Raw genomic sequence first — 19,986 nt, forward strand, 5'->3', positions numbered from 1 at the left:
GCCGTTGGCCGGCCCATGCATGAGTTCGAACGTTCATGAGGGCCGGCCAACGGCCGGCGCTACCGTCTGCGTCACAGGGTCTGGCCCAACTCAATGAACACCACCCGCTCGCCGCCTTCGCGCATTCCCATGCCGAAGATCAACGGCCCGATCCACGAATCAAAGCCCAGGAACAGGCTGCCGTTCCAGATGCCGTCTTCCAGCGACATGTCGCTGCGTCGCTGCCAGGCATTGCCGTATTCGACGGTGCCGCCGACCTGCGCCGAACGCCCCAGCACCTTGCCCAGCTCATACGTGTATCCGGCAAACCCCAACGCGTAATGCTGCCCGGTCAGCTGGTTATGCTGGAAACCCGCCAGCCGCCAGCGTCCGCCAAGCCGGTACAGGTTCTGCACCGGAGCCTCGCCCGAGGTCGTGACGTGATAGCGCAGCCCGAGCTGCACAGCCTGCTTGCCGAACGGAAATGCCCCCACCGCATCGAGATCGACCTGGCCGAAACGGGTGTCCGCGCCGAGCGCCTCGCGGGACTGGTAGGTGCCAAGGTTGACCAGAAACCCGTCACGCGGGAAGTACAGGCTGTCGATGTTGTCATAGGTAGCACTGGCGGTGAACGCGCCTTCGTCGAAATCATTGCGGGGAATGGTGGGGTCACCGACTTCCACCTTGGCATTCCCCCGGAAGCGCTCCACGCCCGCACGCAGCGCCAGTACATTGGAGACTTCACGCACCAGGCCCACATAAGCACCGGTGCGCTGCACCCGGTACCGCGCGGTCTTGTTGCCGTCGTCGTCATACAGGTTGAACGAACGGGTCTGGAAGCCCCCTTCCGCCTCGAATCCATAGCGCTGGCGCACGTCGAACGGGTGGTAGTAACTCCCCGTCAGTCCCGGCTCGCTGCCCACCTGCAGGGTCACCCGCGCCTCCGCGCCATAGGGCGACAGAGGCGCGAACAGCAACCCTGCACGCAGGTTGCTTTCATGATTGCCTTCAAAGTCGTTGCTGATGGTCCAGCCCGCCTGCAGATAGGCCGGGCCATTCGGCTTTGCACGGGCATTGATCCGCACCCCGGTCCGGCCATCACGTTCAACCTGTTCATAGCCAAACGTCGCCAGCGTATCCATGCCGTAGCCGCGCAGGATGCCCTGCTGCATCGCCTCACTGTCCAGTGGCTTGCCGATCTCCACCGGCAGGTACGAGAGCAGCACGGAATCGGCATACGAGGTCTGGTTGTCCACCTCGATGAAGGCGATCGGTGCCGCTGCCGCCGATGCGCCGCGCTGCTGCCGCGCCACCTGCCACTGCTGGTACACCGCCGACGGCTGCGCGAACGCACGCAGCGCTGGCGTGGCGGCATCGGCCGCCTGCTGGCCGATCTGCAGCGCCAGTGGGGCCTTGTTGAAATCGCCGGTGGCGACCTGGCCGGTCAGCGGCGGGGTGATCAGCAGGTCCTGGTCACCCAGCGTGGCCAGCTGCTGCCCTGCGTTGCGGGTGGTGAGAAAGCCGCTGAGCTGGCCGATCACATCCAGCAGACTGGCGTCCTGGTCGAGTTCACTCAAGGGCGTGCCCACATCGACGGCGATCACCCGCTCGGCTCCCATGGCCCGGACGACATCCACCGGGACGTTGTCGGCCACGCCACCGTCGAGCAGCACGCGTCCGTCAATGGTCACCGGCCGGAAGATCCCCGGCAGCGACATGCTGGCGCGCATCGCCATGGGCAGGTTGCCGTGCGACAGCACCACCGCCTGACCGGTGTTGAGATCGGTGGCCACGGCGCGGTACGGCGTGGCCAGTTTGTCGAAATCACTGCTGATCCGGCTGCCGCCGGTGGCCCGCTCGAACAATGCGATCAAACGCTCGCCCTGCGACATGCCGCCGGAGACCTGCACACGCTTGCCGGAGCCGCCCAGGCCGATGCCCACGGCCGCCATCTGCACATAGTCGTCGCCCTTGCGTCGCAGCGAGCGCTCACGGCGTGGCAGGGTGTCGCTGAACATCGCCATCCACTCGGTGTCCAGCACCACCTGCTCGATCTGCTCGGGAGTTTGCCCCGAGGCATACAACGCACCCACCAGCGCACCGGCGCTGGTGCCGGCAATGCAGTCGACCGGAATGTTCAACGCTTCCAGCTGACGCAGAATGCGCACATGCGCGATGCCGCGTGCCCCGCCGCCGCCCAGCGCTAGACCGATGCGTGGGCGCGTATCACCTGCCGCGCGCACACCGCAACTGTTGCCGGTCGGTAGATTGACCACGTCAACCGCATAGGCGCGCGACATCCACGCCAACGCCAGCAGCAGGACCCACCAACGCGCACCGGTCAGCGCCATGGCGAACCCACCTGGATGTAGAAGGTTTCATCCTCAGGCCCCCAGGCGTAATCAACACCGACATGCATGCCCAGCTGGCGCGCGATCAGGTAACGAAACCCAGCGCCCTTTGCGACCTCGTCGCTGCCGTCGCTGAAACTGTTGTGGCGCCCCCAGGTGCGCCCTGCCCCCACGAATCCAACCAGCGCCCAGCGCGCACCCAGGTTCCAGCGCAGTTCGGTTTCCAGTACCGCCGTGCGGGTGTCCTGGTAGCGCGCCGAGCCGATCCCGCGCAGGTCGATGTACGGCAGCCGGTAGAACGGAATGTCACCATTGGCCCAGCGTGCATCCACGCGGCCGCCCAGTACGAAGGCCTTGCCCAGCGGCCAGTAACCGTAAGCATGCCCGCGATAGCTCTGGAACGCGCTGTCGCTGCCGATACCCGGCAGGTAGGCGTTGCCCTCGATCATGCCCAACCAGCCGCTGGATGGACTGAACGTATTGTCGCGACTGTCGTACTCCAGTGACAGACCCAGGCCGGAACTCTTCGAGCCCAGCTCGCGCGGAGTGAAGTTGTCGCGATCCGAGGCGATGTCGAAACCGATGTCCATGTCCATGTAGATCCAGGCCAGGCCCACATACAGGTCACGCGCGCCGAGCCGACGGAAGCCCTGCTGGAACGACACCACGCCATCGACGTTGTAATCGATCTCCAACGGAGGCAGGCGTCGGCCTGGGGTGTGATAGCCCAGATTGATCGACGCCTTGGCCACACCGCCCCGATAGCGCCAGCGATCCTCGTCGAAATGCAGCGACGCACCCACGCCGTAGAACTCACTGCCGTTGCTGGTCCGCGCGCCGCCGGCACCGTACAGATTGGGACGGGTGACCGTTGCGCCCTCTGCTGCCGGCGCGCCGTCGCTGCCACCGTGCGGACGCTGGAAGAACGCCAGCGCCACACCGCCGCCGTTGCCCAGCGCCGGGTCGGAAATGATGATCGGCACCGGCAGGAATCCACGATGGTCAAGCAGCCAGCGCGACATGTCGAAGCGGCCGTCCTCGCTGTCACGAAACATCGAGGGGGGCGTGCTCCCGGTGGCGGCAGTCTGCGCACGCGCGATCGGCACCTGTACCAGTGCCATGCCGAGGATGAGCAGCGCGGGAACGTTCAAGTGCACGGCGTCGCGTCGCTTGGGAGGGAGAGGCGCGACGCGACGCCGCGCGGAAAGCCCGAGGCAACGCTCAGCGTGCTGCTGCCGCACTGCCCGGCGGGAAGTCGGCGAACATCTTGTCCAGACCCGCTTCCACCGCCGCGTTGACCTGGCTGGTGGAACTGGGCACGGTGCCGCTGGCCGAGCCACGCCAGACCGCCTGTTTGGTCCGTGCATCGAACATGTCCACCACCAGCGTGCCGACGTCGTAGGTGCGCACCGTGGTGGTGGACGACGCCATGCCCATGCCGCCGCCCCATCCGCCGCGCCACCCCCAGCCACCCATGCCGGTACCGGTGTAGAAGGTGTCCAGGGTCTGGCGCTGGCTGTTGGCGATGTTGGCCACCAGCGCGAGGTCACCGTTGGCGGATTCGGTCAGGCCGCGTGCGCGCAAGCGCGCATCGACCCCGTCCACAATGCGCTGCAGCACCAGCGGCGAAGCACCCTGCGGCTTCTGCGCCCAGCTGTAGGTCTTGAACGACGCAAAATTGGCGCTGGGGTCGTGGTCGGTCCGGACCGTGGGCGAGGAGGCGCAGGCGACCAGTGCGGTGGCCGCAAAAGCAACGGCGAAGGCTTTCATCACAGCAGACTCCAGCGTCGTGAACAGGGCTTCAGCCTAGCGCTCCGTCTTTCAGGGAACATCCGCATTACTACGCAGAACAGGCAGAAAAACTACCGGTTCAGCGCGGCGCGTTGATCACCACGTACTGCACGCTGGTGCCTGCGTAACGCGGCTCGTACCAGTCGTTGCCGCACTGCTGGTAAGCCACGCCATTGATCACCGTGGTCACACAGCTGGGCGGCAGCGAGTAGACGATCGAGCCGATTACCGCGCGCGTGACCGCCACGCCGGCGGTGACCGCCGCCGCCGTGGCAAAGGGATGGTCGTCCCAGTCGTTCCAGTGGTCATGGTCGTAGTGGTGATCCACATCCACGTGCACGTCCCGATTGACGTTGCGGTTCACGTTCCTGTTCACGTCGCGGTTGCGGTCGATGTTGCGGTTGTGGTCCACGTTCCGGTTGACCGCGCCGCCTGCCGGTCGGTTGGCCGGGCGATTCATCGGGCGCTGTGCGGGACGATTGACGTTGGCATGCGCCGCTGCGCGTGCACCGCCACCGCCACGGTGACCGGGCTGCGCGCTGGCGATGTCGAACGCGGCCGGTGCGAGGGTCAGCAGCGCCGTCGCTAGCGCCGTCAGCAGCAAGGAAAGTGCAGAAGTATGTTTCATGTCAGTTCTCCTGCGCCGCATCGGGAACCGCAACGGCGACCTCTACCGGCACCAGCTTGATCCGGTGCGCGTCAGCGGGGGGGGTGAAAGCGAACGCGCTGGCCGGCACCGGTGTACGTGTATCCCAGCGCATCCGCGCGCGATACTGCGGCTGGGCGGGGTCGTCGAGTGAATTGATGATCAGCTTCACCGGCAGCGAGGTCGCCTTGGAGATCCACACCTGCCAGTCCACGCCGTCCTGCTGGAAGGCGTACTGATCGATGGGTTCACCCGACTGCGTACCGCCACCGATGTGGCGGGCACTGCGGATCAGGCTGTTGGGAGCCTTGTCGGTGCCCCACAGGAACATGTCGGCCAGTGGGAATTCGATGTCATAACGACTGGCGGCCTGCTCAACCAGTTCGCCCAGGGTGGCATTCAGTCCCTCAACCTGCGCGTAGTACTTCAGCTTGGGCGCGTACACGGTCAAGGTATTGCCATCGTAGATCAGGCGGCGCTGCTGGCGGTCGCTGTCCAGCGCCACCGCCACCCGGTTGGGGCGCTGCACCTGGTAGCGGACCGTGCCGTCGAGCTCGATCTTCTGCCCGTCTTCCAGCACGACCTCCGTGCTGGCGTCGGAGCTCAACGAAAACTCCTTCAATGCCCGCAGCGCCGCACCCATGCGGTCCAGCGCTGCCAGGGCCTCGGTGTCGCGCTCGGCGGCTGCTGCTGTGGTCGTTGCCGTGGAGGCCGTCGGCTTTGGCGTCGCCGCCTGGGCCGGCAGGCCTAGATTGCCAAAACCGGCCAGCAGCAGACAGGTGGCCGTACTGATCGCGGTGGTGGATCGGATCATGTCCAGGTCTCCTCAGAATCCGGCACTGATCGACACGCTCCAAGGGTCACCCTCGAAGCGGTTGCGCACGCTGAATTCGCTGATGTAGCGGAACGAGATGTCCAGGTGTTCGCCACCGGACCACTTTTTGCCATAGGTCAGTACAGGCCCCAGTCCGAACGATCGCCCTTTGAAGCCATCAAGGCGATCTGCCAGTTCGCTGTCATCGTCCTGCACCTGCTGGATCCAGCCGCCGGCCGCCCCAAAGCCCCAGCCGCTGGGGGTGCGCTTGACCAGCAGTGCGTCGGCGCGCAGCACCAGGCCATTCTTGTAGTCGGTGTCGTCATTGCGGCTGTACCAGTCGAATGCACCCAGCACGCTGAACTCCAGGGTGCCCTTCTGGAACAGGTGGGTGTAACCCACGCTCGGCGACAGCGTCCAGACGTTCAAGCCGGGATTGGCGAGGTTGTCGGGGTTGTACTTGGCGGTGGGTGCGTAGACATACAGACCCATCGACACGTGCTCGACCTCACTGATGTGATAGCCGGCGATGAAGGGAGCGAAGTACACATCGAAGAGGTTGGACGCGCTGTCACTGACACGGATCTGGTTGCCCAGCGGGCCCTGCACCCCCGCATCGATATCGGCGTTGATGTAGGGCACGGTCAGCATGGAAGCGAAGTTCCACCGCCCGGTATCCGTCGGCCAGATATAGACGCCGGTGGCGGCGATCAGACTGACATCGGCTTCCAGCCCCAGCGAGATCCGCCCGGCAATCGGGGCCGAGCGGCTGCCGCGGATCTTGCCGTCATAGCCCACATAGCTCAGCGACCACTGGAACCCGGGCTCCGGCGGGATCACCCCGGCGTACGGGGTGATCTGCATCCCGGTGATCGAGCGGCCCAGCGCGCCTTCGGTGGCGTGGGCACCGGCGGCCGCGGCGGCCATCAGGATCGCCACTGCGCAACGGGCTGTGTTTGCATGCAATCTGGACATCAGTGCGCCTCCACTGTGGAATCAGCCGCTTCTGCGTGACCGCCGCGCCGTTCCCGAACGCGCCGCTGCCGCTCCCGGATCTCGGTGATGTCCTTCTCAAGGAAATAGTTGAGGAAGGTGCGAATCACCGCGATGGCAGCCAGCTGACCGATGCTGTCCCAGCTGGTGTAGATGGCCGATTCGAGAATGTCCGCGGCCAGCTGTACCGACAGCCCGGCCACCAGCCATCGTCCGTACTCCAACCAGATCGAGCGCCGCTGGTCGCCGTCGGCATCTCCCCGAACGAGCAGGTTCAGGCCCTGCACGAACAGCTTCAGCGTCGCCAGCGCGATCAGGATCAGCGCCATCAACTCGATCACCGACACGACCGGTTCAGTGATGGTTACCAGCAGATCATGCAGGTCGATCATGGTCGTGCTCTCCGGTTGCCGGGGCGTCAGCCGCGCTCGACGCAGCGGAAGCCGACATGGCAGGTCGTGGTGTCCACCGGCTGTGCCATGCGTGCGGCCGGCCGGTAGCGGCGGCAGTAATTCGGCGCACACAGGTGCGAGCCGCCTTTCATTACCCGGCGGGGAATCGAGCACGGATCACGCGGGTCGCGACTGGCTTCACGCGTGCCGCCGCGCGGGTTCTCGATCGCGCAGCACGGCTTGCCCTGCAGCACGTTGTGTTGCTGGTACCAGTCGCTGGTCCATTCCCAGACGTTACCGATCATGTCGTACAGGCCGTAGCCATTCGGCGCGAAGCTGCCGACCGGCGAGGTCCAGCGAAAGCCATCCTCGTCCAGGTTCTGCCACGGGAATTCGCCCTGCCAGGTGTTGGCCTGATGCCGTCCTCGTACCGTGAGCGTGTCACCCCAGGCAAACTCCTGGCCTTCCAGTCCGCCACGTGCCGCGAACTCCCATTCGGCCTCGGTCGGCAGGTGCTTGCCCGCCCATGCGGCATAGGCCAGCGCGTCGTCAAAGCCGATGTGCACCACCGGATGATCGTCCAGCCCGACCAGGCTGGACTGCGGGCCACGCGGATGCCGCCAGTCGGCACCGGGGATGTACTGCCACCAGTTGTGGGTATCGCGCATGTCCACGCGCTGGCGGGGCTGCACGAAGACCACGGAGGACGGCACCAGCAGTGCAGGATCAGCCCCGGGGTAATCGCGCGGGTCGGCCGGTCGCTCGGGCGCGGTGACATAGCCGGTCTCGCTGACAAACCGCGAAAATTCGCGATTGGTGACCGGATAGCGGTCGATGCGGAACGCCGCCACCCTTACCTTGTGCGCCGGGGCTTCTTCCGGATAGTGGTCATTGGACCCCATCAGGAATACACCGCCGGCGATCTCGACCATGTCATCCACCACTGCGTTCATCCTGCGTCTCCATGGTCAGCCGAACGGCCAGGCGTTGAAGCTCATGCTGGTGATCGCCAGCAGGCCCAGCAGCCACAGCAGGCCAGCGGTGATCAGCGTGAGCGAAATGGGGTAATGGCTTTCGCCATGGATCAGGCCCTCCTTGATCATCAGCGCACGCTCACTGCGCAGCCCCTGCATGTAGCGCAGGTGATACACGATGCCCAGCGTGAGCATGACCAGCCCCAGCGACACCAGTGCCATGCCGAAATTGCGCGGTGCCTCCGGCTTGAGCGTGCTTCCCGGCAGCTCCAGCACATGGCCGAAGAACTGGAAGATGGTGAAGCCAAAGCCGATCAATGACAGTGCCGTTCGGATCACCGACATCAACGTGCGGTCGGCGCTCATGCGCGTGCGCTGGAAGGACATCCCGGTGCGCCGCGAAGACAATTCCAGCGAGGCCGCGTCACCGCTGCCAAGGATCTCGCTGGCCCGCTCCATGGTCAGAGCGCGGTCCTGCAGGGCACGGGTCGGATCCTGGTCGGTCATTCCGCGTCTCCTCTGGGTTTGATCCACTGCCCCGCCAGCCGCCGGAACGGACCGCGAAGCAGAAGGTACGGGATGAAGGCCAGCAGCACGGCCACCACGAACGCCTCCAGTGGATAAGGGAAGCCGCCGAACGTCCGTATCTGATAGATCACGTCCATGCCCACGCCCAGAAGCAGGATGCGTGCCGTGGCGCTTACGCCCTCCCGCAGAACCTGGCGTCGCGCGATGTAGCCATCGGCGTGCACCAGCCGCTGGAAGTACGGACCGCGCCCCCGGCGTGCGTCGTGAATGCCATCGATCAACGCGGTGATCAACGCCATGATGGGCTGCAGGAACAGCCTGAACGTCATCACCCCATCGGTCCGCGCGATCAGGTCGTTCCAGAACCGGGACAGGAAATCGATCACCAGCAACATGGTTCGGATCCGTTCTGCGTGCTTCCAGCCTGACCCTCCACGCCTGAACTGGCATCCGGAGACGTACTGCTGGATGCCCAGTATTTTTACTGTCCGGGTGCGTGCGCCCCGCCGGGCTATGCTGGGCCATGCACCACGATCACTACTCCCTGATGCGCGGTGGACTGGTGCACCGGCTGCTGCATGCGACCGGCACGCTGCATCGCACGCGACATCTCTCCGTGTGGCTGACGCTGCTGCTGCTCGCGCTGGCGGTTGGGCCACTGCTGGCACTCACCGCACAGTCGGGCACGTTATGGCCCACCCCACTTGCCTCCCCGTATCACATCAGCCTGCTGGCCGACTACGACACGTTGGCCCGACTGCTGCTGGCGCTGCCGCTGTTGGTCCTTGCCGCACCCCGCGCGGACGCGCTGCTGCGCGGAGCGATACGCCAGCTCAATCGGAGCAGCGTGGTGCATGCCGTGCGTAAACCTCGCCTTGCAGCGCTGCTCGACCATGTGCGCGGTCAGCGTGACAGCTGGTTGCCCGAGGCGGTGTGCCTGGTCGTGGCCTTCGCCCCCGCCTGGTCTGGCGCACCGGTGATGGGCGTGCTGCCGGGACTGGATGACTGGCGCTTCCATGGCGCGGCCCCGAGCGCGGCTGGCCTGTGGTACGCGGCGGTGTCAGTGCCGCTGCTGCGGCTGGTGGTGCTGCTCTGGTTCTGGCGCTTCCTGCTGTGGACGCTGGTGTTGTGGCGGCTGCCCCAGGTGGGACTGGACCTGCATCCGCAGCATCCTGATGGAGCCGCCGGGCTGGCGTTCCTGGGTCGTGCGCAGATGCGCTTCGGTCCGCTGGCCGCGGCCGGCGGCATCATGCTGGCCGGTGCGTTCCTCAACCAGATGCTGTATCAGGACCAGAGCCTGTATGGCTTGCGCCACCTGATCGCCGGCTACGTGGTCGGCATCACATTGCTGCTGATCGCCCCCTTGATGCTGCTGGCCCCGGTGATGATCCATGCCAAACGGCATGCCCTCTACCGCTTCGACTCCCTGGGCAACCGTGCCGCGCGGAATTTCGACACACGCTGGCCAGCGGCCAGCGACACCACCGCCGGCAGCGAATCGCTGCTCGACCATAACGATGCCTCGGCCTACTGCGATTTCGGCGGGGTGTATCAGGGCGTGGCATCCATGCGGGTGGTGCCGCTGTCACGCTGGAACCTGCTCGGCATCGCCCTGCCCGCGCTCGCACCCATGCTGCCACTGCTGCTGGTCGCCATGTCGGTGGACGAACTGGCCGCCAAGTTAATGGGGCTGCTGGCCTGACGGGGCATGCTGCTGCAGCGAATGGGAAAGAAAGGTCTCACCCCGCACCGCCGCCCGCACCGCCGGCAGCAGATCTTCGCCGGCGTCGGCCTTGAGCACATAGCTGCACGGCCCCAGTGCCAATGCCCGCGCCACCATCTGCGGCTCGGCATGCACGGTGGCGAACACCACGCCCAGCACTGGCCGCTGCGCGCGCAGCCGGCGCACCGCTTCCAGGCCATCCATCTGCGGCATGGCAATGTCGGTGACCACCACGTCCGGCAGCATCTGCTGCGCCGCGTTCAGCAACGACGCGCCGTCCTGCACCAGGCCGATGACCTGGAACGCATCACCCAGCAGCCCACGCAGCTGCCGCCCCATCGCGGAGCCGTCTTCGGCCAGCAGCACCCGGACTGCGCTCATGTCATCCGCCAGAACCACCCTGGCTCTGATGGTGGCCAGCGTCGCCCGATGACGGCAATGGAAAAACAACCGGAGGGCGGCAAGTAAATCTACTTGCTGGTAGAGCCGGGCTCTGCCCGGCTGCGGCCCAGACGATCAATGCCGGATCAACCCCTCCAGCTCCGCCTTGCGCACCAGCTCCAGCGTGCCGTGCACGCCCAGCTCCTGCATGATCGCGTACTTGTGCGACTCAATCGTGCGCACCGATACGCCCAGTTCGTAGGCGATCTGCTTGGAACGCAGGCCACGGGCGACGTACTCCAGGATCCGCAGCTGCTTTTCGGTCAGCAGATAGCGCGGACGTCCGGTGCTGACAAGGGCATCCGCCGCCAGGGTCGGGGTCACGTAGGTGCGCCCATCCATCACCCCGTCCAGCGCCCGTACCAGCTCCTCCCCTGCAGCACTCTTCAGGACATAGCCTTTTGCACCCGCACGCAGCGCCTGCGCGGCCATGTTGGTCTCATCGTGCATGGTGAGGAACACGACCGGCACGTCATATCCCTCGTCGCGGATCACCCGCATCGCATCGATGCCACTCAGACCGGGCATGCTGATGTCAGCGACCACCACGTCCGGTGGATCACGCCGAACCGACTCCACCAGCGCCTCGCCCGAGGTCACCAGCTCAATGGACTCGAAACGTCCCACCAGCAGCTGCTCGATCCCCTGTGCAACCACGCGATGATCGTCGGCCAGTACCACCCTGCGATAACGACATTCTTCCTGCACCTGCAACGCCTGCATAGTCGTGTCTCCGGTTGCGTCCACCCTTCCCTGTGGCGGGAATCACCCACTAACGTGAATGGTTCCTGCACAAGGGTATGACGGTGCGTCCACCGCCGTGATGGCAACGTGACGCAACCGCATCAAAACCGTGACATCGCTCTCAACCGCGCAGGGTGTCGCGCGGGCTCTCACCAAACATGTCCCGATACATCCCCGAAAACCGCCCCAGGTGGCCGAATCCGTAGCGGATCGCCACCTCGGTGACCGCCCCCTGCCCCTGCGCCTGGCGCAGGGCGCTGCGGGCCAGATTCAGCCTCGCCATCTGGTGCCACTGGCACGGGCCGTGGCCGTAGGCATCACGGAACAGCCGCTCGAGCTGGCGCTCGCCCATACCCAGCGCGGTGGTCAGCGCCCGGCTGTCGTAGGCGCGGTCGCACTGGGTTTTCAGGTAGTTTTCGGCGCGCCGGACCACCGCATCGCGATAGCGCTCGCTGTAGCTGCCGAGGGCGCGTCGGGGCAGGCCGGCGTCGGTGGCCGCCACGGAGTCCAGGAACGCCGTGAGCAGGGTGTCCGCCTGCCCGCGCACAAGCGCGGGGGTCACCAGCCCGATCGGATGCGCGGCATCATGCAGCGTGTTCAGCACCGTGCGACGCAGCCGCGCGGCATCCATGACCGTGGCGGCGCGGCTGTACCAGCCCGAGCGCGGCAGCTGCAGCTCGCGGCCGAGACGGGTTACCGCTTCACGCTGCAGCACCCCGCGCGAAATCAGCAGCACGGCCCATTGCCAGCCCCCCGGACGCGGACGCACGTTCAACTCGCTGTCTTCGGCGAACACCATGATCTGGCCGGCCGGGATCCAACGCCCATTGGCCCACATCGGGCCGTCGCTGTTGACTGCCATCGCCAGCCCGATCAGGTCCTCGCCAAAGCTGCCACTGGCGAATATGGGCAGGTTGTAGGCCCCGCTGTCCAGGCTGAATTCGGGGAATACCACCCGTTGCACGCAGGCCCGGAACTGCCCCCCCGCCAGCAGGCGCTGTTCGAAACGGGTGTCCCGCACGACGCCCAGCAAGGCCTCTGCGTCGAAGCCGTCCACGTCGAAGCGACTGTACTGGGCCATCGGTTCGTCCATGCCAGCTCCGGGTTCATGTCGGAAAGTGGATAGCGCGCAACACCGCAACCTGCTTGTATTGGGCCGATTGTGCGACCGGAATCCAGCGCCGACAAGCCTTCCAACATCCCCCCGCGGGTCCGTCACCGGAACCTCCGCGACTGTTCACGAGGTGCGACGTGCAGGCAAGCAGTCAGGTAACGCGTGCGGGCACCCGGACGCGCGGTACGCGCCGCGCACGCACGGCCCCACCCCTGCGGGTGCCCACCGGCACGGAACTGCAGCACCTGCTGTTGCGCACACTGCCCCTGCTGGCGGGCTGCCTGCTGGGCCAGTGGCTGCCGTATCTGGTCGACCTGCCCGGCCGCTCGCTCGAACTGTTCTGGCTGCCCGGCCCCCTGCTGCTGGGCTGGCTGTTGTCGACGCCCGTCGCGCAGTGGCGCGAGGTGCTGGTCGCGGCTGTTGCCGGCACCCTGCTGGCGCTGCTGGTGCCGGTCATCGCCTACGTACGCGTGCTGGCCACACTGGGCGAGTTTGCACTGGTGACCGCGTTTGCCTGGGGACTGGTGCGCTGGCAGCAGAACCGGCCCCAGCTGGAAGGCTACCGCGACCTCAGCCTGTTCCTGCTGGCCGCCTGCGTGCTGCTGCCGCTGTGCGCGGCGTGGTGGCACGGGTTCGCCAGCGCAACGTCACTGGATGCGCTGCAGGAACTGCGCGCACGGGCGGTCTGCCAGAGTGTCAGCTACCTGCTGATCGCCCCGGCGGTGATCAATCTGGGTCGCAGCCTGCGCTCGCCTCAGCGGCGCCAGGGCTGGCACTTGAACGCCGCGGCGCTCGCGGTTGCCCTGCTCGCGCTGCTGACCCTGCTGTGGACGGTGGATTGGCGCGATGGCGTGGTCACTCCGCTGCTGTCGCTGGCTCCGGTTCCGATCCTGGTCTGGGCATTGATTGTGTTCGGCGTTGCCGGTGCCTCGGTAGGCGTGCTGCTGGTGGCCGTGCTGGGGACCGTGCTCGGTCAGTTCGGCCTGGGCCCGTTCGGCTTCTGGAGCCCGGAACGCAACCTGCTCACAGCCCAAGCCTGGACGCTGGGCACCGGGGTGGCGCTGTTGTTTCTGGGCGCGCTCTCGGACCAGAAGATGTCCAGCCGGATCAAGCTGCACAAAGCGTATCAGCGGCTGGGCGAGGTCACCGGGCGCATGCTGGTGGTACAGGAAGAAGAACGCACCCGCATCGCACGCGACCTGCATGACGACATCAACCAGTCGCTGGCCGCCATTTCGATCCGCCTGAGCGCGCTGCGACATCAACTGCCCGACCGCGAGCGCCCGATCGTGACCGAACTCCAGGATCAGCTGCTGGCCGTGTCCAACGACATCCGCTCGATCTCGCACGAACTGCATCCCAGCATCCTGCGCTTCACCGGGCTGGCCAGCGCGCTGGACGCGTTCTGCAACAAGCGCAATGCGCGTGGCAGCCTGCGTCTGTGCTGCAGCATCGACTGCGGACCACGCCTGGGCGAAGACAGTGAACTGAGCGTGTTCCGGATCGTGCAGGAAGCGCTGAACAACGTCGACCGCCACGCGCGCGCCAGCGTCGCCGATGTGCGCATTACCGTGCACGGTGGCGACGTGGTGTTGCGGGTGGACGACGATGGCGTGGGCATGCCCTCCTCGGCCAGCGCCGGACGCGCGCCGGGCCTGGGCCTGATCAGCATGGAAGAGCGCGCACGGCTGCTGGGCGGAAGCCTGCAGGTCAGCCAGAGTCCGCTGGGCGGTACCCGCATCGAAGTGCGTTTCCCGGTGCCCGGTACGCGGCCGCAGGCCGAAGCGGTTCAGTAGTTTTACTGAGGCGGCGTCAGTAGAACGCCGGTTGTACGCACTTGCCGCAGCTTGGAGAGTAACGACAGCCATTCCGCACCCGTACACCGGGGCCCTCCCTTACCGGGTGTACGGGTGCGGGGTGGTCGACCCCTGTCCATGGAAGGCCACCATGCGCACACCCAGCCGTCGACTGGCCCCCTTCAGCGTCGTGCTGGTCTGTTCCGTCCTGTCCGCGTGCGCGACGGGTCCTCTGGAGTCACCGGCCGCCGCGGTACCGCCAACCGCGGCGGCCCCTTCTCCGGTTCCTGAGATCCGACCCGGCGTTCCGGCCGGATACTTGGGCCGTGCCCTGCCCGACAGCCTGCTGCTGCTTCCGCCTCCACCGGGCAAAGGCAGTGCGGCGTTCGCACGCGACCAGGCCATGCATGCCGCCGCGCGCAAGCTGCAGGGCACGCCGCGCTTCGCGTTGGCCACCCGCGATGCCGACCTGGGCTTTCCGCACGTGGCCAGCACGTTCTCCTGTGCCCTGGGCATACCGATCAGCCAGGCGGACACGCCCCGGCTGTACCTGCTGCTGCAACGGAGCATGGTCGATGCTGGATTGGCAACCTACGCCGCAAAGGAGCACTACCAGCGCACGCGGCCGTTCGTGTTCTACAAGGAGGCCACCTGTGCGCCCGGCGATGAAGCCGCGCTGCGCAAGGATGGCTCGTATCCGTCCGGACATACCGCGGTCAGCTGGGCGTGGGCGTTGATTCTCACCGAGCTCAGCCCCGACCAGACCGATGCCATTCTGGCGCGCGGCCGCGCCTTCGGTGAAAACCGTCTGATCTGCAACGCGCATTGGCAGAGCGATATACTGCAGGGTCGTGCGGTGGGATCCGGCGCGGTGGCCAAGCTGCACGCCAACGCCGATTTTCTGGCTGACATGAAAGCCGCACGTGCGGAGATAGACGCGATGCGTGGCGCGGGCATTCCAGCGAGTGACTGCGAGGCAGAAACTGCGGCATTGAAACCCAGGATCAGCGGCGTCGAGTAAGTCCTTCGCCTCTGTTTGATCGACCTGTTGCGAAAACAGATGACCTGGCTCGCTGCTCCCTCAGCGATGACGGGGGAGACATCCCGCGGCCGACAGCGAGCCAGGTCAAGCCCTGCACCCATGCGACCTGAATTCCATGCATGGGTACGTATCCGGTCCAACCACATCCCCCCTTACGGTGCGCACATTCGTCGCTGTGCCGTGATGCAGGCGTGATGGATTTGAAAGCAGATTCACCCATTCTCTTGCACCGCATTAACCTCTTGATAAACCCGAGCGGAAACAGACACTTAATAGATACTCAATTGTCCACTTCTGATTATCTTCGACCTACCGGCGAGCCAGTTGTGCCAGACCGGAAATCTCCACCCGCCGGTTTGGCGCAAGACAGGCGATCAACGCGTCCTCGTCGGCCTGGCTGCAGCTCACCACCGGGGCGGTTTCACCGCGTCCTTCGGCGACGATCGCCGAAGCCGGAACGCCGCCCGCGATCAATGCAGCGCGCACCGCATCGGCGCGCCGCTGCGACAACGCCTGATTGTAGCCATCCGCCCCGAGGCGGTCGGTGTAGCCCGCTACCGCGATCAACTGCACGTCGCTGGCCGCGCGCACGCGCTGCACCAGTGCATCCACACTCCGCCTGCCCTGCGCGGTGAGGCTGTCGCTGTCGAAGGCGAACAATGCATCGGCCTGCAACTGCAGCGGTTCGGTCGGCAGCGTGGCCGGAACCGCAGCGGCGGCCGGTGCCGGATTGGCCTGCAGCATGGCCGCGCACGACGCGGGCTTCCAGTAACTGTCCTGGGCGATGCCGTTGCGATCGAAATGCACCTGGAACTGGCAGCTGAAGTAATCGCCATTGGCGTGGCTGCGAAAATTGAACAGGTAGTTCCACTGCCGCACTCCCCAGAACCCCTCATTGAAGTGCGGCGCACCGAGCAGCGCCTGCAACTGTTGCTTGCTCATTCCGCGCGCGTACTGGCGCAGGTTGTCGACGTTGACGAACAGCCCTCCTTTCAGCGTGGACTTCGTCGGCTCAGGAAAGGCCACCGGCTCTGCAGCCGTGGCGCAGGCGCTGAACAGCAACGCGCACAACGCCAGCCCGAGGGATCGCAGTACAACGGTATCGCGTGCAGTGTGCGCTTTCATGGTTGTTTCCCTGCGGTCACCATTGGATGCCTGCACCCACCGACACGCCGCCTTCTCCGCGCGTGTTGGTGGACCCGCTTGCCTTGAAGATCCAGCGCCCGCCTTCGGAGACGCCCGACAGCCCCACCGCCAGGCCGGATTCGCCGTTGTAGCTGCCGGCCGCTACGGCCAACATGTTGCGCCCGGCTTCCGAAGGTTGCGGCAATCCGGCCGTGGCCATCGCACTGGCCACACCTGCCGAGGCGCGCTCATCGGTCCGGCGCAGATCGCGGTCGAAGCCACTCATGCGCTCATCGGTGTACGCCTTGGACCAGTCCAGGGTCTGGTTCATGCCAGAACGCAGCTGATCCACGTTGACGGCATCGGTGCCGGCCGTGCCGGGTCCGACGTTGTGTACCACCGTGGTACCGCCGCCGGGTGCACCCAGCGTCACGCTGTTGTAGTTGGTGGTGCCCTGCACCGTGGTGTCGTAGCGCAGCGTGCCCTGCTGCGAGGCCTGCAGCTGACGCAGGTTGACCGCATCGGTGGCTTCGGTGCCGTCGCCCACATGGGTGATCTGACGGGTGGCGGCCGCGCTGCCGACCGATACCGCGTTGTCGCGGTCGGCGACCGAGCCTGCACCCAGTGCCACGCTGTTGGCCGCCGTGGCTGTCGCGGTGTCACCGATGGCAATGCTGCCGGCACCGCTGGCGCTGGCCACCCCCCCCACCGCGATGCTGTCACTGCCGCTGGCGTTGGCCGCGGCCTTGGTCGAGTTGACCTGGAAATAGGGGCTCGAGGTGGAAGGCAGTCTCGGCATCTGATTGATGCGGGTGTTGAGCGTGTTGAGCGAGGCGTCCACGGCCGCGAACGCCGAGGTCACATCGGTATAGGTGTCAGTGCTTGCGCTGCCGCTGATGCCGAACGACGAGATGGCGAAGCTGGGCGGTGTCCACAGCCCGGTGCCGCCGTTGTATGCGGTGCTGCCACCGAAGAAGGCCGCCAGCGTGCTGTGGGTCTGGAACAGCTGCCCGCCGTTGACTGCTTCGCTGCTGCCCGCCGCGACCTGGCCAGACGCCAGGTTGCCGATCGCCACGGCTGCGCCGCTGCCGTCACCCACGAGGCTCACCCGGTTGATCGCGTCACCATTGCCGTCCACGTCGTACTTCACCGCCAGCCGATCCACCGTGTCGGTCTGCTCCGCCACGTTGGCCAGCGACAGGCTCACCGCGTCGAAGGCGCTGCCCACATTGGTGTAGGTCCCCGGCGTCACCACACCCGTGCTGGATACCGAGTTGATCGTGTAGGTCGGTGCGGTCACGTTGCCGTTGGCATCCAGCGTGGACCCGCCGCCCAGGTGCGTCGATACAGCCTGGTTGGCGGCAAACAGCTGCGCGCCGTTGACCGCATCGCTGCTGCCGGCCGCGACCGCGCCAGCGGCCAGATTGGTCACCGTGGTGGGACCGGCACCGTTGCCCAGCGTGACGCGGGCATAATTGGGCTGACCGGTGCCGTCGTCGTCATACGACACCGCAAAGATGTCCGCTGCCGCGCTGATCTGCGAGATCGCCCCCTGCAGCTGTGCCACGTTGACCGCGTCGGTGCCGGCGCTGCCCGCGGCGACATTGCTGATCTGGCGCTCGCCACCGGCAAAGCCGACCGAGACTTCACCGGCCGAGACCTGGGGGGCGGTCAATCCGTAGGCCGTGTAGGCCGCCTGCGCACCGCGATCGGCGACGCTGCGGAAGCCCAGCGCCACACTGTTGGCCTGGGTCGAACGGGCTTCGGCACCGAGCAGCACCTGGCCGTTGGCGGTGCCCACCGCGCTGTCGCCCACGATCACCGAGTGCCCCATGCGCGCGGCATAGTCAGCGGTCGGTACGCCTGTGGGATCGGTCGGATCATTCAGACCTGCACCGGGGAACGCCACGTTGGCGTCGACCTGCGGCAGCTCATGCCGCGCATTGGCTCCGATCACCACTTCGCGCGAGCCGTTGGCGTAGGCACCGTCACCCATCAGTACCTGGTAGTCCTGCGCCGGATTGAGTGCCCAGCAGTCCACATCGGCGATCAGCAGGTCCACGCACTTGCTGGCCCACGCCGGGGCCTGGCCCGGCAGGATCAACCCGAGCAGCCCATTGGGATCACCGTTGTTGATGTTGTAGATGTAGCTGTCCGAGGTCACACCGCCGATCAGGGTCAGGTGCGAATTGCCGCCGGTGGTAGCCCCGCCCAGCCCATCCAGCAGCGTGCCGACCGGACTCAGGTTGACGGTGGGGAGACCCAGCACGTTGGTCACCGAGTAGGCCTGCATCACATTGGCGCTGCTCACCGCCAGATTGCCGTTGCGGACATACCCATCGCCGCCCAGCAGACCCTGCGCGGTCGGACCAACCAGTTCGCTCAGGTTGCCGGTCAATCCGCCGGTGCCGATGATCAGACCCGCATTCGGGTCGCTGGCCGCAGGTGCCTTCGGGCTGCCCGGCGGCAGCGCGTTGACCACGCCGCCTCCCAGGCCACCACCCACTGCACCGACCGCGCCGCCCAGGTCGCTGACCGTGCTACCCAGGCCGGAGCCGAGGTCACCCAGCAGGCCGGAGCCGGCCACGGTGCTGCCGACGTTCTGGACCACCCCGCCGACAACGGTTGCCAGGTCGCCGACGCCACCCAGCAGCCCGCCCAGCACGCCATCCCGATTGCTCTGCAGCGCACTGGCCTGGGCGCTGACATCCGCGGTGACGAGTTTGTCGTTGCGGTCGGCGACCTGCACCTGCACCTGCGTCGCCTGCACGTCCACCTGACCGGTCAGTCCCGCGCTCACGCTGGCACGCAGCGCAGCACCGGTATCCACCGTCGCCTCCGCGCTGGCGTCCAGGGCCACGACGTCGGACAGCGTCACCGCAACGGGCACGTGCACCGCGGCCGTGACCGGCTGCGCTGGAGTGCGGCCGGCGTCCACGTTGACCCGCAGTGCCGCGGCCGGCGACTGGGTACGCCCGAGCCCGACCTGTACATGGGCGGCAACGTCAGCCAGCGGTGACGTGGGGGCTGCGGCTGACGTTGCCGGTAACAGTGCCTGCAGGCCCACCTCGGCCTCCACCTGCACGGGCAGGTACTTGTCCGTGAGCGCCTGCAGGTCGCTCAGTGTCTGGTTGTCCGCGGCCAGCGCCGAGCCGCTACCCAGCGCACAGGCCAGACCCAGCGCCAGCAGCTTCAGCGGCACCTTCAGGTGCACGACTACCGGGCCGGCAATCAGGCTGCCGCGTGAGGTGGCGATTTCCGAAACGACCACCAGGGCATTGAGCCGATGGTTCCAGACCAGGCGAAAAATGCGGTTCATGATCACTCCCCCCGTTGGAGTCTGTGTGCGCGTGTCTGCGCTTTGACATCACTCGTGTTGCCAGCACGTGGGAGTCATTACAGACGCGGGCGGCGACGGGAGGCACTTCATTCCGGCAGCACAAACGTGCGTTCCGGCAAGTCGCGGGTGAAAACCGGCATCGGAATATGCAAATACGGCAGATTGCCGAAATTGTGCACTGGCCAGCCGGCCA

18 protein-coding genes are annotated in these 19,986 nt (G+C 66.3%); 3 read left to right on the top strand and 15 right to left on the bottom strand.

Annotated elements, in window-relative coordinates; all coding sequences use genetic code 11:
- Window positions 1–71 precede the first annotated feature (71 nt).
- The 10 genes from QMX83_RS08105 to QMX83_RS08150 all read right to left on the bottom strand — a co-directional run bounded on the left by QMX83_RS08105 (window position 72) and on the right by QMX83_RS08150 (window position 8,863).
- On the bottom strand, window positions 72–2,330 hold the full coding sequence (locus QMX83_RS08105) for a patatin-like phospholipase family protein (protein ID WP_282296122.1): 2,259 nt from the start codon (window positions 2,328–2,330) through the stop codon (window positions 72–74).
- Window positions 2,321–3,487, bottom strand: a complete 1,167-nt coding sequence (locus tag QMX83_RS08110; protein WP_282296123.1) for a BamA/TamA family outer membrane protein — start codon at window positions 3,485–3,487, stop codon at window positions 2,321–2,323. The genes QMX83_RS08105 and QMX83_RS08110 overlap by 10 nt, the downstream gene beginning before the upstream one ends.
- 64 nt (window positions 3,488–3,551) lie before the next feature.
- Window positions 3,552–4,100, bottom strand: a complete 549-nt coding sequence (locus QMX83_RS08115) for a DUF4136 domain-containing protein (RefSeq protein ID WP_282296124.1) — start codon at window positions 4,098–4,100, stop codon at window positions 3,552–3,554.
- 100 nt (window positions 4,101–4,200) lie between these two features.
- The gene (locus tag QMX83_RS08120) at window positions 4,201–4,749 is read right to left on the bottom strand and encodes a hypothetical protein (RefSeq protein ID WP_282296125.1); all 549 of its coding nucleotides are present in this window, start codon (window positions 4,747–4,749) and stop codon (window positions 4,201–4,203) included.
- A gap of 1 nt (window position 4,750) precedes the next feature.
- The gene (locus QMX83_RS08125) at window positions 4,751–5,581 is read right to left on the bottom strand and encodes a DUF2092 domain-containing protein (RefSeq protein ID WP_282296126.1); all 831 of its coding nucleotides are present in this window, start codon (window positions 5,579–5,581) and stop codon (window positions 4,751–4,753) included.
- A gap of 12 nt (window positions 5,582–5,593) precedes the next feature.
- Window positions 5,594–6,556 carry a transporter gene (locus QMX83_RS08130; RefSeq protein ID WP_282296127.1) on the bottom strand — a complete coding sequence of 321 codons (963 nt, stop codon included), beginning with the start codon at window positions 6,554–6,556 and terminating at the stop codon, window positions 5,594–5,596.
- Window positions 6,556–6,966: a DUF1622 domain-containing protein gene (locus tag QMX83_RS08135; protein ID WP_282296128.1), complete on the bottom strand. Its 411-nt coding sequence runs from the start codon at window positions 6,964–6,966 to the stop codon at window positions 6,556–6,558. The genes QMX83_RS08130 and QMX83_RS08135 overlap by 1 nt, the downstream gene beginning before the upstream one ends.
- A 26-nt stretch (window positions 6,967–6,992) precedes the next feature.
- The gene (locus tag QMX83_RS08140; protein WP_282296129.1) at window positions 6,993–7,919 is read right to left on the bottom strand and encodes a formylglycine-generating enzyme family protein; all 927 of its coding nucleotides are present in this window, start codon (window positions 7,917–7,919) and stop codon (window positions 6,993–6,995) included.
- 15 nt (window positions 7,920–7,934) lie between these two features.
- Entirely contained in the window at window positions 7,935–8,447 is a 513-nt protein-coding gene (locus QMX83_RS08145) for a DUF202 domain-containing protein (RefSeq protein WP_282296130.1), read from the bottom strand.
- Window positions 8,444–8,863, bottom strand: coding sequence for a hypothetical protein (locus QMX83_RS08150; RefSeq protein ID WP_282296131.1), 420 nt, complete (start codon window positions 8,861–8,863; stop codon window positions 8,444–8,446). The genes QMX83_RS08145 and QMX83_RS08150 overlap by 4 nt, the downstream gene beginning before the upstream one ends.
- A gap of 128 nt (window positions 8,864–8,991) precedes the next feature.
- On the opposite strand from QMX83_RS08150, the gene QMX83_RS08155 reads away from it, so the two are divergent.
- Window positions 8,992–10,170: a hypothetical protein gene (locus tag QMX83_RS08155; protein ID WP_282296132.1), complete on the top strand. Its 1,179-nt coding sequence runs from the start codon at window positions 8,992–8,994 to the stop codon at window positions 10,168–10,170.
- Here QMX83_RS08155 and QMX83_RS08160 read toward each other — a convergent pair.
- The 3 genes from QMX83_RS08160 to QMX83_RS08170 all read right to left on the bottom strand — a co-directional run bounded on the left by QMX83_RS08160 (window position 10,150) and on the right by QMX83_RS08170 (window position 12,469).
- On the bottom strand, window positions 10,150–10,572 hold the full coding sequence (locus QMX83_RS08160) for a response regulator transcription factor (protein WP_282296133.1): 423 nt from the start codon (window positions 10,570–10,572) through the stop codon (window positions 10,150–10,152). The genes QMX83_RS08155 and QMX83_RS08160 overlap by 21 nt on opposite strands.
- A gap of 135 nt (window positions 10,573–10,707) precedes the next feature.
- Window positions 10,708–11,355, bottom strand: a complete 648-nt coding sequence (locus QMX83_RS08165) for a response regulator transcription factor (RefSeq protein WP_282296134.1) — start codon at window positions 11,353–11,355, stop codon at window positions 10,708–10,710.
- 142 nt (window positions 11,356–11,497) lie between these two features.
- Window positions 11,498–12,469 carry a helix-turn-helix domain-containing protein gene (locus tag QMX83_RS08170; RefSeq protein WP_282296135.1) on the bottom strand — a complete coding sequence of 324 codons (972 nt, stop codon included), beginning with the start codon at window positions 12,467–12,469 and terminating at the stop codon, window positions 11,498–11,500.
- A gap of 158 nt (window positions 12,470–12,627) precedes the next feature.
- Here QMX83_RS08170 and QMX83_RS08175 point away from each other — a divergent pair, with 158 nt between their 5' ends.
- Both QMX83_RS08175 and QMX83_RS08180 read left to right on the top strand, forming a co-directional pair.
- Complete coding sequence (locus QMX83_RS08175; protein ID WP_282296136.1) at window positions 12,628–14,286, top strand: ATP-binding protein; 1,659 nt, start codon at window positions 12,628–12,630, stop codon at window positions 14,284–14,286.
- Between the two features lie 151 nt (window positions 14,287–14,437).
- Complete coding sequence (locus QMX83_RS08180; RefSeq protein ID WP_282296137.1) at window positions 14,438–15,307, top strand: phosphatase PAP2 family protein; 870 nt, start codon at window positions 14,438–14,440, stop codon at window positions 15,305–15,307.
- A gap of 330 nt (window positions 15,308–15,637) precedes the next feature.
- Here QMX83_RS08180 and QMX83_RS08185 read toward each other — a convergent pair whose 3' ends face one another.
- Complete coding sequence (locus QMX83_RS08185) at window positions 15,638–16,453, bottom strand: OmpA family protein (RefSeq protein ID WP_282296138.1); 816 nt, start codon at window positions 16,451–16,453, stop codon at window positions 15,638–15,640.
- A gap of 16 nt (window positions 16,454–16,469) precedes the next feature.
- On the bottom strand, window positions 16,470–19,772 hold the full coding sequence (locus QMX83_RS08190; RefSeq protein WP_282296139.1) for a YadA-like family protein: 3,303 nt from the start codon (window positions 19,770–19,772) through the stop codon (window positions 16,470–16,472).
- Window positions 19,773–19,986: the final 214 nt, after the last annotated feature.

The sequence above is a fragment of the Stenotrophomonas sp. PS02289 genome (genome assembly GCF_029960115.1).
GTDB lineage: Bacteria > Pseudomonadota > Gammaproteobacteria > Xanthomonadales > Xanthomonadaceae > Stenotrophomonas.